Below are 16,309 nucleotides of genomic sequence, written 5' to 3'. Positions count from 1 at the left end.
AGTTGCGTCTTGTACAAGCCCCTGCTGCACATAGGTTTCCAGCCCATTGGAATGGGTGTAAGCCCCTACCGGCAATGCCGGATCGGACAGGTGCAACAGGTGTGGCAACCATTTTTGCATAATTATCATTTAGTAGTCAGCTGCAGTATCTTACTGAATAAGGTTGTGCCCGATCCATGCTCATGTGGCTGTACATTACTTCGCAGCATATTTGTCAATACCCGCTGTTCCTGTTTCGGCGCATATCCTTTAGCTTCCAGCCAGCGAAACAATGGTTCTTCGTATGGCACCAATACTTCTTCGCCAACGATGAACAAAGGCAGGTGTTTATTACCGATCTCGTAACAGATAGTTGCCATATCCAGCATGGTGGCAGGTATGAGCACGATAGCAGCAGCGGGCAGTATACTCACGGCGATGACTGTATTTTCATCCATCCAGAGAATATCTCCATCCTGCAATACCGGTAATTCCTTCACCACTTTCCACCCTATTTCGCACCCATTCAGCGTATGACGGCGCATGATTTTTTTGCCTGTCTCAAACCATTCCAGCTGCAAAAGGTCTACTACCCGCGCACCAATGTCCGCAGATTTCACATTTCCCTGTATTGAGTTTATCAGGATCATTTAGAATAGAAAATAACGTTGAGCTAATGGCAGTACAGTAGCAGGTTCACAGGTCACTACCTTCCCATCTACCGATACTTCGTATGTTTCAGGATTCACCTTGATATCAGGCGTGCTGTTATTGTGAACCAGGTCTTTCTTGCCAATATTGCGGCAGTTCTTCACTGGCAATACGATCTTCTGCAACCCATAAGTAGCAGCAATATTATTGTTCACAGCCGCCTGGCTTACAAAAGTGACACAGGTATTGTGCAATGCTTTTGAAAACGCGCCAAACATCTCCCTGTATATCACTGGTTGTGGCGTAGGAATAGACGCATTCGGATCGCCCATCCTGCTACAGATAATCATACCACCTTTGATGATCATTTCCGGTTTTGCCCCGAACAGTGCGGGTTTCCACAGCACAATGTCCGCCAGCTTGCCGGCTTCCAGGGAACCTACATGTTCAGCAATGCCGTGTGTAATAGCAGGGTTGATGGTATACTTGGCAACATACCGTTTTGCCCTGAAGTTGTCATTCTCTTTGTCTTCAGGCAGGTAGCCTCTTTGTTTTTTCATTTTATCCGCAGTCTGCCAGGTACGGATAATCACCTCGCCCACACGGCCCATGGCCTGTGAGTCAGAGCTCATCATACTGAATACCCCCATGTCGTGCAGAATGTCTTCTGCGGCAATCGTTTCCGGGCGGATGCGGCTGTCAGCAAAAGACACATCTTCCGGCACACTCTTATCCAGGTGGTGACATACCATGAGCATGTCTAAGTGCTCGTCGATAGTATTCACGGTATATGGCCTGGTCGGATTGGTAGAAGATGGCAGGATGTTGGGGTACATAGCAGCCTTTATAATGTCTGGTGCATGCCCGCCACCAGCGCCTTCTGTGTGATACGTATGAATCACACGGCCGTTGATGGCCTGAATAGTATCTTCCAGGAAACCGGATTCATTCAGGGTATCTGTATGGATGGCTACCTGCACATCGTACTTATCGGCCACCTTCAGGGAGGCATCTATTACGGCTGGGGTAGCGCCCCAGTCTTCATGTATTTTTAATCCCAGCGCGCCGGCCTCAATCTGTTCTTTCAAAGGTTCTACTGTGGCACAGTTACCCTTGCCAAGAAAACCCAGGTTCATGGGGAAGGCATCTGCCGCTTCCAGCATTTTGCGAATGAACCAGGCGCCGGGAGTGACGGTGGTTGCATTTGTTCCATCGGCAGGTCCGGTACCACCACCGATCATGGTAGTGATACCACTATGCAGGGCATGGGTGATCTGCTGTGGACTAATAAAGTGAATATGTGTATCAATGCCCCCGGCAGTAGCGATCAGGCCTGCGCCACCATGTACTTCTGTACTGGCGCCAATGATCATGTCAGGGTCTACGCCATCCATGGTATCGGGGTTGCCGGCCTTGCCTATTTTTACAATACGGCCATCCTTGATGCCAATGTCCGCCTTCACAATGCCCCAGTGATCGATAATCATTACACTGGTAATCACCATATCCAGCACACCGTCATTGCGGGTAGCAGTGGAGGATTGCGCCATCCCGTCGCGGATAGTTTTACCCCCGCCAAATTTGGCCTCATCTCCGTATACAGTATAGTCTTTTTCTATTTCAATGATGATATCGGTATCTCCCAGTCTCACCTGGTCGCCCGTGGTAGGGCCATACATGGCAGCATACCGTGCCCTGTTGATCTGCAGACTCATGATGGATTATTTTTAAAGTGACCGTCATTGATCTTTTTCATGGCTTGTGTTTCCGAAATGGCAGTGGTAGTGGTACCATTCACCAGGTTGTTCATGCCATAAGCATTCCTGGCGCCACCAAGACTGACCAGTTCCACTGTTTTTTCTTCGCCCGGTTCAAAACGCACAGCAGTGCCTGCCATAATGTTCAGGCGCTTGCCAAAAGCGGTTTTGCGGTCAAAGGAAAGCATGCGGTTGACTTCGAAAAAATGTGTGTGCGATCCGATTTGTACAGGTCTGTCGCCGGTGTTCACCACGGTGATGGTGGCAGTATCACGACCTTCGTTGGCGTTAATATGACCGGGCTTAATAAAGTATTCTCCGGGAATCATAACATAGATTTTGGTTTTATCTGATAGGATGGTGTACAGTCACCAGCTTGGTGCCATCTGGAAAAGTAGCTTCAATCTGGATTTCGTCTATCATTTCCGGTACTCCCTCCATCACGTCGTCGCGGGTGAGGATCGTTGCACCGTATTGCATGAGTTGTGCCACGGACTGACCATCCCTGGCGCCTTCCTGCAGGCGGCTGCTGATCAGCGCTATGGCTTCAGGATAGTTCAGTTTTACTCCCCTGGCCTTTCGCTTTTCAGCCAGCTCACCAGCCAAAAAGAGTAATAGTTTCTCCTGTTCCCGGGCTGTTAAATGCATACTTCTTTAGATTTTGGGTTATGGGGTAAATTACAAAAAAAGCCGGATGATCAATCCGGCTTTCTAACTTATTAAAATTAATTCTATGCAGAGTTTCTTCCCGCGTTGATAATCCCAAATGAACATCTAACGACTAATTTCTCGAAAATTTCCTTCAGTCCGTCACCATTTCCGGTCTCATTCATCTCCCGGATGCGGGTTAATGCATACTGCTGTATAGTGAGTAATGGCAGCACGATACGTTCACGCATCTGGATGGACAACTGGTCTACAGGATAATGAGACATCAGATCAGAATGTCCTGTCAGTTTCAACAGGTAAGTACGGGTACGCTGGAATTCATCGTGAATCAGTGTCCATACTTCTCCGAACTGTGGATGATTTTTGTAAGCAGCGGTGAGTGGGAAGTAACACTTCTTCATCGCCATTTCACAGTTATCCAGCAGGGTACGGAAGAACAGGGAATTTTTATACAGGTCCTGCAGTTGTTCCCATTTACCGTCTTTTTCCATTTTTTCCATGCTGTAACCTACACCGAAGAAACCGGGAACGTTTTGTTTAATCTGGCTCCATGCACCTACATAAGGCACGGCTCTCAGGTCGTTCAGGTTCAACTTGGCAGAGCCATTTCTCTTGGAAGGACGGCTGCCAATGTTGGTTTCGGCATAGTAGCGCAGCGGGCTGGCGTAGTTCAGGTAATCCAGGAAATCAGGATGGTTCTTCAGTTCATTAAAGGACTCAAAGCCCAGATCGGCCAGTGCCTGCAATGTTTCTTCCTGCTCGGCGGTCAGTGTCTTTTCACGGCTGGAGAAAATTCCGTTGGCAATACCGGCATGTACGAGTTGTTCAATATTATACTGGGCAGATTCCACCGTTCCAAAATTGGAACTGATCGTCTGGCCCTGTATAGTCAGCTGAATTTCTTTATTTGCAATGTTGCGGCCCATAGATGCATAGAACTGATGGGTTTTTCCACCACCTCTTGCCGGAGGACCTCCACGGCCGTCAAAAAAGACTACACTGACACCATATTCTTTAGAGATAGCACTCAGTTCTTCTTTCGCTTTGTATATGCACCAGTTAGCCATCAGATAGCCACCATCCTTGGTTCCGTCAGAGAAGCCGAGCATGATAGTCTGTATATTGGAGCGCTGTTGCAGGTGCGTTCTGTATTCTCCATTAGAATAGAGGGAGCGCATTACATCGCCGGCATGACGCAAGTCGTCGATAGTTTCGAACAGCGGTACGATGTCTACGCTCAGTTCTTTGCGATCCCAACCACTCAGCAGGAACAGGCCGTATACTTCCATCACATCCAGTGCGCTGGTGGTGTGGCTGATGATGTAGCGGTGACAGCCAAACTCCCCGTTTGCATCCTGGATTGTTTTGATAGCCTTGATGGTAGCCAGGGTATCCTGTTGCAATGGTTCAGTCACGATAGCTGGATCGGCGGCTGTTTTTACCTGCAGCAGTGCACTGATCTTTTCATCGTCACTGAGGTCTGCATAGTTCTTTGGCAGAAGGTCAGAACCTGCTGCAATCCGGGCCAGAAGTGGTCCGTGTACGGAGCTGTCCTGGCGAATATCCAGCGTGGCAAAGAACAATCCGAACAGCTCAACCCTTACAATAAGGTCATCGAGCAGATTCAGGAACAGGGCATTGTTTTCCTCGATGAGGATAATGCGCACCCTGTACAGGGTATCGAGTATGTCCTGCCGGCACAGGTTTGTCTTGTGCCCGGGAATAAAGAGATTGCTATATAACTGTTGTTCCAGGGCAGCCAGCTCATTTTCGATGCCTTTGAAAGTCAGGCGACGCTTGAGGCGGCGTACATCCAGGTAATAACATTTAATAATACCACCGCGCAGGGCATCTGCCACACGCAGGGTGGTATCTGCATTTACAAATGGGTTACCATCGCGGTCACCACCAGGCCAGAAGCCCATGCGGATCACCGGATTGTTACCATTGATAGCGGCAGGAAAGTGAGATTTGAGGCGGGATACGATCTTGCCGGCAGCGGTATAGAACGTATTTTCCAGGAACCAGATCAGGCTGATAGCCTCGTCATAAGGTGTTGGCTTTTCCTTCTTAAAAAAAGGCGTTTTACCTAACTGCTTCAGGTAGGAGTCCACCTGGGCAGTATTATCATTAATCAAAGCCCTTGACAGGTCATTGATAATACTTAAAACATTGCCGGGATAGAATTGCGTAGGATGGGCAGTCAATACAAGGCGTACTGAAAAATCCTGCAACTTCGAAGCCAGTTCATCCTGCTTCTGCTCAGCCACCACTTCAGATTCCAGGTGACTCAGCGAACCGGTGCCATTCATGTCATGAATGTGGCGGAATGCAGCATCTTCCAATGCATCGAACAATACAACCTGACGTTCTGCATATTGTACAAAACGGAATAGCATATCAATCCGCTGCTGTTCATTGGCATTGGTATACTGCTCGAAAAAAGAAGTGAGAATTTCCTGCGGACTTTTTTCCTTTCCATATCCCTCTTCACAATGGATCAGGAATAACGAGAGAAAGACGCCGGTCTTCTCCACCTTATGAAAAGGTAGAGCAGTAAAAAGGCTGTTGTATAACTGGAACTTGGTGCCGACCAAATTCTTAAACAACTGTAGAGTGTTATTTACCGGTGCTTCCATATCTGATTTTACTAATTTTTAGTGACCCAAAGCCAACCGGGAGGTAAAAGTAGTACAAAATAGTTACAAAGTTTAATAGAAAAACTGGCTAAAAAATATGCCACGGCATATAGCCGTGGCACGCAAAGGGTCCCCCCCTCGTTGCAGTTGAGAGCAAACGTTAATTGAACAATAGGTTAGGGTAAAAAGTAATTAGTATCTTAAAAAATTGTTATGCTTTGTGTGAGAGAAGATGGGGAATTAATTTTGCAGCGTGTACCTGACAGGGAGGTTAAATTGTACACTTACCGCTTCACCGTTTTGTTTGCCCGGTTTCCACTTTGGCATTTTCTTTACTACGCGGATGGACTCTTCTTCAAGGCCACCACCTTTAACCGCACCAATTGTTTTGACATCGCTGATATTGCCCTGCTTGTCTACAACAAACTGTACGGACACTATTCCCTGTATTTCGTTTTCCTGCGCCACGCGAGGATAATTTACGTTGTCATGAAGAAACTTTAACAACGCTTCTTCACCACCCGGGAATGAAGGCATGATTTCAACAAAAGTAAATACCGTTTCTTTCGCTGCTGCCTTAGGCGCTTCTACTACATGAGAGGTACCATCTCCACCTAGCATGGATGCGATATCTGCACCATTAAGATCATCCCCTTTTATATTGGCAACTGCAATAGATTTGTTACCAATACTATCCAGTTTTACCACTTCGTCTTCAGCACGAACTAATTCATCACGGGTGATAACAGGAGGAGTAACTTTAATGGATGATACGGCCGGCGGAGGGGTTGTGGCAACAGGAGGCGGAGGAATTACCTTGTCTTCTGCAGGAGGTAAATTTTCCAGTACAGTAGTTTTAGCAACAGGGGCATCATTTCGTATACCCGTTGACGCTGCAAACAGGTTATTACTCAATACATATCCACCAATCACTACCAAAGCAATGGAAGCTGTACCTATCAAGGCTTTGCGAACACGCTTATCTTCACTTCTGCGGAGATCATATGCGCCGTATGCTTTGTTACGACCCTCGAAGAGAATGTCGAGGAAATCTGCATTGTAAATGTTTATTGTATTCATGTGTTGAACATTTACAATAGAGATGCCGGGCTAAAACAATTCCATATGATAAAGGAGAAATATTTTTTTAGCTTTTAAAAAATCCATTCCAGATTGATATCCGGATCGGGACACCTATTTTGCTAAAGGAAGTATTCACTATCTTATAATAAAGTAATTTCTTTCAGATGTTGTATCAGTGCAAGACGCTAATATGCCAGGGGCGCGGGGGGATACGTTACATTATAATTTACCACCAATAAATCTGCAACATACCTTACCCCGCAAACCTGTCCGGCATTTCTTTTTCTATTTACAGCTTATAGCAAACAAAATTCCTGCGGTTTGTATCGGTTTCTATTAGTCTACCGATTCTGTAGACAAATATACGGTAACCTGTTTTACATTTCCAAATATGATTGAAAGTATTTTTTAAAAATCTGTGAGAATTTAATGTCGGCCGTAGTTTTGCTACCATTAATAGAATAACTAGATTTGATACATGACACGCCTTATTCTGCCTTGCTTAACCTGCCTGTTGTCGTTTTCTGCATATGCACAACAACCTGCAGACACTACCCAACTTCCTGAAGTACAAGTCATGGCCTATCCGGGCAAAAAATACTCCTTCTTACAGGTACCTTCCAGCAGTGCTGTCATTACCGAAAAACAAATATTATTACAACAAGGTACCACACTCATCCCCACCCTGAACACCGTTCCGGGCGTACGAATGGAAGAACGTTCCCCCGGCAGTTATCGCTTATCCCTGAGGGGCAGCCTGTTACGCTCTCCCTTCGGCATCAGGAACGTGAAGGTGTATATAGACGAAATTCCATTTACAGATGCAGGTGGCAACACATATCTGAACCTCTCGGACGCAGGCGCCTTTTCTGGCATAGAAGTGCTGAAAGGCCCCGATGGCAGCCAGTTCGGAGCTAACTCCGGGGGCGTGGTACTCCTCCACCCTACCGGTACACTCCCTGATACCGCCCATCTGAAAGCAGATGTACAGGGAGGCAGCTATGGCCTTTTCCATGAAGAGGCAGGCTGGCAGCAACAATGGAACAAATACCGGGTCAATATATATGAAGGCATACAGCGCTCGGATGGTTACCGCCAGAATAGCGCGCTAAAAAGATATTATATCCAGACCGCCCAGCAATGGCAATACAATCCGCATAACAGTCTTAAACTGGTTGCATTCTACAGCGATATGGATTATCGCACCCCGGGAGGACTCACCGCCGCCCAGGCTGCCGCTAATCCCCGCGCCGCCAGGCCCGCCACTGCTACCCTGCCCGGCGCCATTGAGCAACATGCAGGTATCCGTAACAAAACCGCTTTGGGAGGTTTAGTACACACCGCCCAGTTATCTACCCACTGGAAACATGTGCTCACCCTCTACGGCATCAATACACACTTCGAAAATCCCTTTATTACGAACTTTGAAGCCAGGGATGAAAACACCGCCGGCGCCCGTACTTATATCGCACTACAGGATCAACCCATCAATGGTACCAATATACATGTAGACTGGACTACCGGCCTTGAATGGTCGCAAACCAGTTCCGACATTGTAAACTATGGCAATAACAAAGGCAAAAGAGACACTGTGCAGGCAGCCAGCAATATCACCGCCGGCCAGCATTTCTTTTTTACCAGCCTTTCTATACGCCCCGGTACACAATGGATAGTAGAAGCAGCATTGAGTGCGAATTATTTCAAATATCGGTTTGAAGAAGGCAAAAAGAAGTTCGATGCTGAGCTGATGCCCCGCTTTAGTATTTCTTATCTCATTCTACCTGAATGGTCCGTACGTGCTTCCGTAAGCAGGGGTTATTCTCCGCCTTCCATTGCAGAAGTACGCGCTACTGATAATATCATCAATACTACTTTACAGGCAGAAACAGGCTGGAATTATGAAGCGGGATTTCGTTTACAAGGCGAACGGCATCAATATCAACTGGATGCATCCGTCTTCTATTATAAATTACAGGATGCTATCGTGCGCCAACTCCATGATGACGGTACAGAATACTTCATCAATGCCGGCGGCACCGAACAAAAAGGTATCGAAGTACAAGGCATGGCATGGTTTACAAAATGGCTGCAATTCAATGGTAGCTATACATATAGCCATTTCATTTTCAGTGATTACAATGTAGCGGGTAAAAATCTGTCCGGCCATGCCATCACCGGCGTACCCCGCCATGTGGCAAATGCAGGACTGCTGGCGCAATTGCCTGCGCACCTCTCAGTATATGCACAATACACATTTACAGATAAATTGCCACTCGATGATGCAAACACCGCTTACGCCAAACAATATCATTTGTTACAAGGAAAAGTAAGCTGGCAGATGATGCGGAACGTGACGCTCTATGCAGGTGCTGATAACATCCTGAATCAATTCTATAGCCTGGGCAATGACCTGAATGCAGTGGGTAACCGTTACTTTAACCCAGCTGCCCTGCGCAACTATTACGGTGGTGTAAGAGTAAATCTCTAACAAGAAAGGGGCCGCCTAAAGGCCGCCCCTACACACATTGGATCAAAAAAAACAAAAAAAATATAGATTAAACAAGTTGCCCGCTTTTGTAATGGACTGCAGACAAAGTCCTGAGCCTTTCGGCTGCAAATTCAGGCGTTATATCCCTTTGCGGATTCGCCAGCATCTCGTATCCTACCATGAATTTCTTCACTGTCGCAGAGCGCAGTAATGGCGGATAAAAATGCATATGCCAATGCCATTCAGGATGCTCGCCCCCATCATTCACTGGTGCCTGGTGCATACCAGCAGAATATGGAAATGATGTTTCGAATAAGTTATCGTATCGGATAGTCAGTTGTTTCAGAATATCAGCCAGCCCTGTTTTTTCATCTTCGTTGAATTGCAGTACAGACTGTACATGACGACGGCTGATGATCATCGCTTCGTAAGGCCATACTGCCCAGAAAGGCACCAATGCCACGAAATGTGCATTTTCTGCAATGATCCTCACTTTTTCTTTCACCTCTTTGTCCAGGTAGGCGGACAACAGGCTTTTGCCATGCTTGTCAAAATACAGCTTTTGCTGACGGGTTTCTTTTTCCAGCTCCATTGGTATGTTCTCTGATGCCCAGATCTGCCCATGTGGATGCGGATTGCTACAACCCATAATATCTCCTTTATTTTCGAAGATCTGGATGTATTTAATGTAGTCCACTGCTTTCAGCGCTTCATACTCTTTTACCCACAGGTCTACTACCTGGCGGATGGCAGGAACCTCCATTTCGGGGAGGGTGAGGTCATGCCTTGGGCTAAAGCAGATCACACGGCAAAGGCCTTTTTGTGACTGTGCTACCAGCAGTTCATCTTCGTTCACATTGCCAGATGGTGTGTCTGACAACAAAGCAGAGAAGTCGTTCGTAAAGGCGATCGGACCTGTGTACGCTTCATTCCTGCTGCCATCGGCACGTGTATTGGTTGGACACAGGTAACAGTCTTCCACATAGGAAGGACGCTGTACCAACGCTGGCGCTTCTACTTTTCCCTGCCATGGTCTTTTGGAACGGTGGGGAGAAACGAGTACCCATTCTCCGGTCAGGATATTCAGTCGGGTATGGGGATGAGATGTTAAATCAAAGGTATTTTCAGACATTGCTCTTAGTGATTTCACTTGACAAGGTTATCTGCGTGAAGGCACGCCTCCACGCAGATGGAAATGGTATATTAGTTATTCACCAGGTTGTTGACAGTACGGCAACCGTCTTCAATGCTGGTCACATATGCTTTCAGATTCGTATTGAACTGTTGTTTATAGCCGGCAGCTGCTTTTTCCAGCAGGGCTGGTACAGCAGTTTTCTTCACGATATTGATGGTACAGCCGCCAAAGCCGCCACCCATCATACGTGCACCCAGCACACCATTTTCACCGGCAGCAAATTCTGCCAGCCAGTTCAGTTCAGGGCAGCTTACATTATACAGCTTATCGAGGCCCTCGTGCGTAGCAAATACTTTTTTACCGAAAGAAACAAGGTCGTCATGCTGCAGATCAATACAGGCATCCTGTAAACGCTGGATTTCTTCCACTACATAACGGCAACGGTTATATACGGTGGCATTCTTACCTTTTACATAGGCATCCAGCATATCCATACTTACATCGCGCAGGCTGTTCACCTGTGGGTGGTGTGCCTTTACCCAGGCTACCCCCTGCTCACATTCAGCACGGCGGGTATTGTATTCGGAAGATGCCAGGGAGTGCTTCACCTGTGTATCCAGCAGAACGAGGTTCACATCGTCAAAATTGAATGGGATGTATTCATATTCCAGGGAGCCACAATCCAGTTTGATCAGCTGTTGTTTTTTTCCGAACATGCTGGCAAACTGGTCCATAATACCACAACGTACACCTACGAACTGGTTTTCGGCAGCCTGTGACAGGAGCGCCATTTCTTTACGACCCAGGCCAAGGCTAAACAGTTCATTCAGGCCAAATACGGTAGCACATTCCAGTGCTGCGGAGGATGAGAGGCCGGCGCCCAGGGGAACATTACCGCAAAATGCACATTCAAACCCATTGATGATATGGCCACCCTGCTGCAATTGCTGCACAACGCCCAGCAGATAATCAGGCCAATGCTGTTTCGTACGCTCCAGTTTATCCAACGACCCGGTGAAAGTATCATTCACATCCAGTGCATGCAGCACAATTTTGTTGTCGTTGCGCTTGATAATGGCGAGGTAGATAGCTTTGTCAATAGCGGCAGGTAATACGAATCCATTGTTGTAATCCGTATGTTCTCCAATGAGATTGATACGTCCTGCAGCTCTTACCATAATTGGTTCCTGATCAAAATGCTGCTGGCAATAAGCGTTAAGTTTAGCTTGCTCCACGTTCTAATTTTTTAATCAAAGTTTATTGATCTTAATTAACCCCTGTCAGGGATTTGATCACCGTAATTTCTTCTGTGCTGTAAGGAGTACCGTCTTGTCTGAAAATGTCGTGGAACCAGATTTTGGGTTCTGCGCCGTCAGGCATAGGTGTGTCCCAGGCATAGATCGTGTTGGTCTTTCCGGATACGAGGCCCCAGTTGTAAGCAGCTACATTTTCCTTTTTCAGGAGCGGCATAATGTTCGCAAAGCGGCTGCCACGGGAGCGGGCCATGTATTCAGTGCAGATCAGCGGACGACCATATTTACGCAGGGTGTCGATTACTTCCTGGTGTTCCTTTTCGTCAGCATAGTTGTGATAGGTGATCACATCTGAATTGTTCAGTTGGAATTCATTCAGCTTAGTGAGACTTTTATTCCATACACCGGAGCTGATGGGCTGTTCTGTATTAGCTTCTCTGCCCCAGGTGAATACGAGTTGTAATAAAGGCAGGCTTTTGTCTCCGTAGTCAGAGTTGCCTGGTTCGTTATAAAGATCCCACAGGAGGATGCGTTTGTCTTTCCTGAAGGAGGTCATTACATCATTTACATATTTGTGCAGGGTGTCGTTCAGCTGTGGAGAGCTTTCCCTGCGGATACCCGGGTCCTGCAGCCAGCCGGAGTTGTGGATACCGGGTTTGGGGGCTGGTTGGGTACCGGTGGCGTAAGTTTTGTTCCAGCAGTCGTCGAAGAGTACGAAGATGGTGGAGATGCCATAGCGGTCAGCGATGCCCAGGTAAGTGTTCAGGCGATCCTTAAAGCCCTGGGGATCTTGTTCCCAGGCGGCATGATGGAGGAATACGCGCATGGAATTGAAACCTATAGAGGCGGCGTAGCCTAGATCACGGCTGATGGTAGTAGTATCGAAGGTAGCGGCCTGCCACATTTCCAGCTGGTTGATGGCAGAGCTGGGGACGAAGTTGGCGCCACGCTGCCAGGTGTGTGATTTATACCATTTCTGAGCTTGCTTTTGGGACCATTGTGGTCGCGGCTGTGCGTTTGCGACAACGGCCATCGTTGCAAACAGCAGGGCGAGTAATGAAACTTTTCCTTTCATGCTTTTCAGTTTTTTGTGGAGCTGTATAGATGTTGGATTTAATAAGGGAGGTTATTAGATCTTTTTTCTATAGCCATGGAATTTTTTTCCTGTTTAAAAAAGTGGAATCGCGGTATAAAAATAGAAGATTTACGTAAACGATTACAATAAATCTTGTAAAAGGCGAAAAGTTTTGTATAATTAATTGTAAATCATCTAATTATTTTTATGTAATCGTTTACATTAGAGAGGCATTTCCTACGGAAAAGATGTTAATTTGATGGATTGCGCCTGACGGCGCAGGCTATAAAATTTCCCTTTATTACCTCCTCATCGACGATTGCCTATACACCGGTACCGGATCCAACACCACCCTCGACTTTACCAGGGTCCCCTGCTCCCCCTCATTAATCAACTCCATCAGCAACTTAAACGCCTCCTTCCCCATCTGTACCGTCTGCTGATCTATACTGGATAAACTCGGTGTGATATGCTCATCAAACGATTCATTTGCAAATCCTACTACTCCAAACGCCTCCGGCATATCTATCTCCCTGTCTTTCAATTCCTTCACTGCCCCCAGGGCCGTAAAGTCCTCTACAGCAAATACCGCATCCGGTGGCTGTGGCAGGGCCAGAAAATGCTGAATCGCCTGCCTGCCCGCCTCTATCGAGACGTTTCCCTGGTAGATCAGGTCCTCTTCTACAGGAATACCATATGCCGCCAGGGCAGATTTATACCCTTCCAGGCGATCTTTGAAGATCTTCAGGTGCTGCTGCCCCGCAATGTGGGCCACTCTTTTATACCCCTGCCGGATCAGGTGCTCCGTAGCATAGTAAGCCCCCTTAAAATCGTCTACTACCACCGAAGGAATATTCAGGCTATCATTGGCCCGGTCAAAAAAGACCAGCGGCACACCCCGCTCCTTTATTTCAAGATAATGACTGAAGTCGAAAGTTTCCTTGGCAATAGAAGCCAGTATACCATCCACCCGGGTACTCAAAAAGGTTTCTATCCCTTTCTGTTCATACTCCGGCTGCTCATTAGACTGGTAAATCAATACATTGTAGCCATGCTGGTTGGCCATGCTTTCAATACCGTGGATGACAGAGCCAAAGAAGTTGATCTCCGCACTCGGAATAATGACCCCAATAATATTGGTCCTGCCGGAACGAAGTGACCATGCGATCCTGTCTCTCCGGTAGTTCATCCTCTCCGCCGTTTCCTGTACCATTTTACGGGTTTCCTCGCTGGTGCCCTTTCGGTTATTCAACGCCCGGGACACAGTCGCCCCCGTCAGGTTCAGCTCCCTTGCAATGTCTGCTATAGTAACTTTGTGGTTCAATAAAGGCTGTGTTTACTACTAAAGTATAAAATGATTATTTAATACAGCAAAAATAATGGAGGACGGTAAATTCCATATAGGCGGCATTTGCTGTCAGCAAATTATATTTCAACCCGATTCATTGTATTAAGAAAATCGTTGCATTATATTTATACCAATCTAATCCTTACCAATGCAAGCAGCCAATCAACGCTTTCTGCCACTGGACGTATTCCGTGGCCTTACCATCTGCTTTATGATCATTGTGAATACGCCCGGTAGTTATGATCACATATTTGCACCACTGGAACATGCTGCCTGGCATGGCTTCACACCCACTGACCTGGTTTTCCCGTCCTTCCTCTTCGCTGTGGGCAATGCCATGAGCTTTAGTATGCGCAAGTATTACGAACTGGGTAATGCGGCTGTACTCTCGAAGATTTTCAAACGCACCCTGCTTATCTTCCTGCTGGGATTCATCATGTACTGGCTGCCATTTGTAAGCCATACACCTGATGGCGGACTACAATTCAAGCCTTTCCACGACACCCGCATCATGGGCGTGCTGGAAAGAATCGCTCTCTGCTATTGTTTCGCTGCTCTCATGATCCGGTTCCTGCCTACAAGAGCAGTATGGATCATCAGCGCATTGTTACTGCTCGGTTACTGGTTCATTATGTACTTCGCAGGCGATCCATCCGACCCATATGGTAAGTTCACCAATGCTGCGATCCATTTCGATAAGTTAATTCTTGGTGAAAATCACATGTACCACGATAAAGGAGAGATCACCGAACCCGAAGGATTACTCAGTACACTACCTGCCATTGTGAATGTAGTGATCGGCTATTACACCGGCCTCTTTATCCAGGAACGCCGGCCCAATACACTTAGTATCCTGCTCCGCTTCGGTTGTGTATTCATTATCATTGCCAGTATATGGAACCTGGAATTCCCAATTAATAAGAAGTTATGGACCAGTTCCTTTGTACTGCTCACCGCAGGTCTGGACCTCCTGATACTGACTGCCCTCCTATATATTATAGATATAAAAGGGAAAACCAGCTGGACCGGTTTTTTCACCACCTTCGGGAAAAACCCATTATTTCTCTATCTTTTGTCAGAAGTGCTGGTTATATTCCTATATTTCTTTAGTATTGGGGACGAATCGGTATATGACTGGATCAGTAACCACATATTCCAATCAATAGCCCCGGGCAAAGTGGGGTCTCTCCTCTTTGCGATCACCTTCATGCTGTTGTGCTGGTGTGTGGGTAAAATTCTGGATAAAAAACGTATATACGTACGTGTGTAAGAAAGGTGATATAGTATATTCCCTTATCTTAGCTTCCTGAAAAACCCAACGTGTTTTGCTAAGTTTTGAGAAACTGTTAGTCATGAAATAGTATGGAACTATCGTTAAAGGGAAAAACCGCCCTGATCTGTGGCGCCACACAGGGAATTGGATTAGCCACAGCCAAAGAACTGGCCGCTTTAGGAGCTGAATGTATCTTAATGGCCAGAAACAAAGAGGCCCTGAAGGAAATTATACCTACGCTCGAAGCAGAACATTTTCAAGAGCATAGTTATCTTGTGGCCGACTTCCAATATCCAAAGGAAGTAGAAGAAGCAATCAAAACCCTCACTGAAAAACATTCTATACACATCCTGGTCAACAACACCGGAGGCCCTGCCAGCGGCCCGATCGTAGAGGCAGAAGTACAGGAATTCATAGCTGCCTTCAACCAGCATCTGGTCAATAATCATATACTTGCACAGGCCGTACTCACAGGTATGATCGGCGCTGGTTATGGCAGAATCATCAATGTGATCTCTACCTCTGTGAAAGCGCCGCTCAAAAACCTGGGCGTATCCAATACCATTCGCCTCTCCGTAGCTGCCTGGGCTAAGACCATGGCCACAGAACTGGCACAATATGGTGTGACCGTCAATAATATCCTGCCCGGTTCTACCAATACAAACCGGTTGCGCTCCCTGATTCAGACAAATGCCAAAAAGCGGGGGGTGGACCAGGCCATAATAGAACAGGAAATGCTGAATGAAATACCTGCAAAACGCTTTGGAGATGCAAAAGAAGTTGCAGCTGCAATTGCATTTCTCGCTACCCCGGCTGCAGGGTACATCACAGGAACGAGTATTCCCGTTGACGGCGGAAAGACACCCACCTTCTAAAAGAACTTATAAAGTAAAAGCCCCGGCAAATGCCAGGGCTTAATTCATCACTTTTTACTATTACAAATTGAACAAGTGTGTATC

The 16,309-nt window shown here is 46.8% G+C and carries 12 protein-coding genes and 1 pseudogene; 3 read left to right on the top strand and 10 right to left on the bottom strand.

Annotated elements, in window-relative coordinates; all coding sequences use genetic code 11:
* Positions 1-125 precede the first annotated feature (125 nt).
* From ureE to ABDW16_RS24385, 6 genes and pseudogenes are all read right to left on the bottom strand, one after another.
* Complete coding sequence (gene ureE / locus ABDW16_RS24410; RefSeq protein WP_343673400.1) at positions 126-629, bottom strand: urease accessory protein UreE; 504 nt, start codon at positions 627-629, stop codon at positions 126-128.
* Positions 630-2,345 carry an urease subunit alpha gene (gene ureC / locus ABDW16_RS24405; RefSeq protein WP_343673399.1) on the bottom strand — a complete coding sequence of 572 codons (1,716 nt, stop codon included), beginning with the start codon at positions 2,343-2,345 and terminating at the stop codon, positions 630-632.
* 74 nt (positions 2,346-2,419) lie between these two features.
* Positions 2,420-2,716, bottom strand: a pseudogene (gene ureB, locus ABDW16_RS24400) (urease subunit beta); the annotation flags it as partial.
* Positions 2,717-2,732: 16 nt separating this feature from the next.
* Complete coding sequence (ureA, locus tag ABDW16_RS24395) at positions 2,733-3,035, bottom strand: urease subunit gamma (RefSeq protein ID WP_343673398.1); 303 nt, start codon at positions 3,033-3,035, stop codon at positions 2,733-2,735.
* Between the two features lie 83 nt (positions 3,036-3,118).
* The gene (locus tag ABDW16_RS24390; protein ID WP_343673397.1) at positions 3,119-5,695 is read right to left on the bottom strand and encodes a phosphoenolpyruvate carboxylase; all 2,577 of its coding nucleotides are present in this window, start codon (positions 5,693-5,695) and stop codon (positions 3,119-3,121) included.
* A 240-nt stretch (positions 5,696-5,935) separates the two neighbouring features.
* Positions 5,936-6,775 (bottom strand): energy transducer TonB, encoded by an 840-nt coding sequence (locus tag ABDW16_RS24385; RefSeq protein ID WP_343673396.1) that lies wholly within the window; start codon positions 6,773-6,775, stop codon positions 5,936-5,938.
* Between the two features lie 481 nt (positions 6,776-7,256).
* Between ABDW16_RS24385 and ABDW16_RS24380 the strand changes: the two genes are divergently transcribed.
* Complete coding sequence (locus ABDW16_RS24380; protein WP_343673395.1) at positions 7,257-9,266, top strand: TonB-dependent receptor; 2,010 nt, start codon at positions 7,257-7,259, stop codon at positions 9,264-9,266.
* Between the two features lie 67 nt (positions 9,267-9,333).
* Here ABDW16_RS24380 and ABDW16_RS24375 read toward each other — a convergent pair whose 3' ends face one another.
* The 4 genes from ABDW16_RS24375 to ABDW16_RS24360 form a co-directional block, all read right to left on the bottom strand.
* Positions 9,334-10,416, bottom strand: a complete 1,083-nt coding sequence (locus ABDW16_RS24375) for a UDP-glucose--hexose-1-phosphate uridylyltransferase (RefSeq protein WP_343673393.1) — start codon at positions 10,414-10,416, stop codon at positions 9,334-9,336.
* Positions 10,417-10,469: 53 nt separating this feature from the next.
* Positions 10,470-11,636 carry a galactokinase gene (gene galK / locus ABDW16_RS24370; RefSeq protein ID WP_343673392.1) on the bottom strand — a complete coding sequence of 389 codons (1,167 nt, stop codon included), beginning with the start codon at positions 11,634-11,636 and terminating at the stop codon, positions 10,470-10,472.
* A 31-nt stretch (positions 11,637-11,667) separates the two neighbouring features.
* Complete coding sequence (locus ABDW16_RS24365; protein WP_343673391.1) at positions 11,668-12,729, bottom strand: 1,4-beta-xylanase; 1,062 nt, start codon at positions 12,727-12,729, stop codon at positions 11,668-11,670.
* Positions 12,730-13,030: 301 nt separating this feature from the next.
* Positions 13,031-14,053, bottom strand: a complete 1,023-nt coding sequence (locus ABDW16_RS24360) for a LacI family DNA-binding transcriptional regulator (protein ID WP_343673389.1) — start codon at positions 14,051-14,053, stop codon at positions 13,031-13,033.
* A gap of 172 nt (positions 14,054-14,225) precedes the next feature.
* Here ABDW16_RS24360 and ABDW16_RS24355 point away from each other — a divergent pair, with 172 nt between their 5' ends.
* Positions 14,226-15,347, top strand: coding sequence for a DUF5009 domain-containing protein (locus tag ABDW16_RS24355; protein WP_343673388.1), 1,122 nt, complete (start codon positions 14,226-14,228; stop codon positions 15,345-15,347).
* A 92-nt stretch (positions 15,348-15,439) separates the two neighbouring features.
* Positions 15,440-16,225, top strand: a complete 786-nt coding sequence (locus ABDW16_RS24350) for an SDR family oxidoreductase (protein WP_343673387.1) — start codon at positions 15,440-15,442, stop codon at positions 16,223-16,225.
* Positions 16,226-16,309: the final 84 nt, after the last annotated feature.

Source organism: Chitinophaga sp., from assembly GCF_039596135.1.
Classification (GTDB): domain Bacteria; phylum Bacteroidota; class Bacteroidia; order Chitinophagales; family Chitinophagaceae; genus Chitinophaga.
The sequence above is the reverse complement of the archived record's forward strand: the minus strand, read 5'-3'. Positions and strand labels throughout refer to the sequence as shown.

What these genes read in the sequence shown, in the direction of transcription:
- ureE (WP_343673400.1), bottom strand. Translation starts at nt 629, where the DNA reads ATGATCCTGATAAACTCAATACAGGGAAATGTGAAATCTGCGGACATT.
- ureC (WP_343673399.1), bottom strand. Translation starts at nt 2,345, where the DNA reads ATGAGTCTGCAGATCAACAGGGCACGGTATGCTGCCATGTATGGCCCT.
- ureA (WP_343673398.1), bottom strand. Translation starts at nt 3,035, where the DNA reads ATGCATTTAACAGCCCGGGAACAGGAGAAACTATTACTCTTTTTGGCT.
- ABDW16_RS24390 (WP_343673397.1), bottom strand. Translation starts at nt 5,695, where the DNA reads ATGGAAGCACCGGTAAATAACACTCTACAGTTGTTTAAGAATTTGGTC.
- ABDW16_RS24385 (WP_343673396.1), bottom strand. Translation starts at nt 6,775, where the DNA reads ATGAATACAATAAACATTTACAATGCAGATTTCCTCGACATTCTCTTC.
- ABDW16_RS24380 (WP_343673395.1), top strand. Translation starts at nt 7,257, where the DNA reads ATGACACGCCTTATTCTGCCTTGCTTAACCTGCCTGTTGTCGTTTTCT.
- ABDW16_RS24365 (WP_343673391.1), bottom strand. Translation starts at nt 12,729, where the DNA reads ATGAAAGGAAAAGTTTCATTACTCGCCCTGCTGTTTGCAACGATGGCC.
- ABDW16_RS24355 (WP_343673388.1), top strand. Translation starts at nt 14,226, where the DNA reads ATGCAAGCAGCCAATCAACGCTTTCTGCCACTGGACGTATTCCGTGGC.
- ABDW16_RS24350 (WP_343673387.1), top strand. Translation starts at nt 15,440, where the DNA reads ATGGAACTATCGTTAAAGGGAAAAACCGCCCTGATCTGTGGCGCCACA.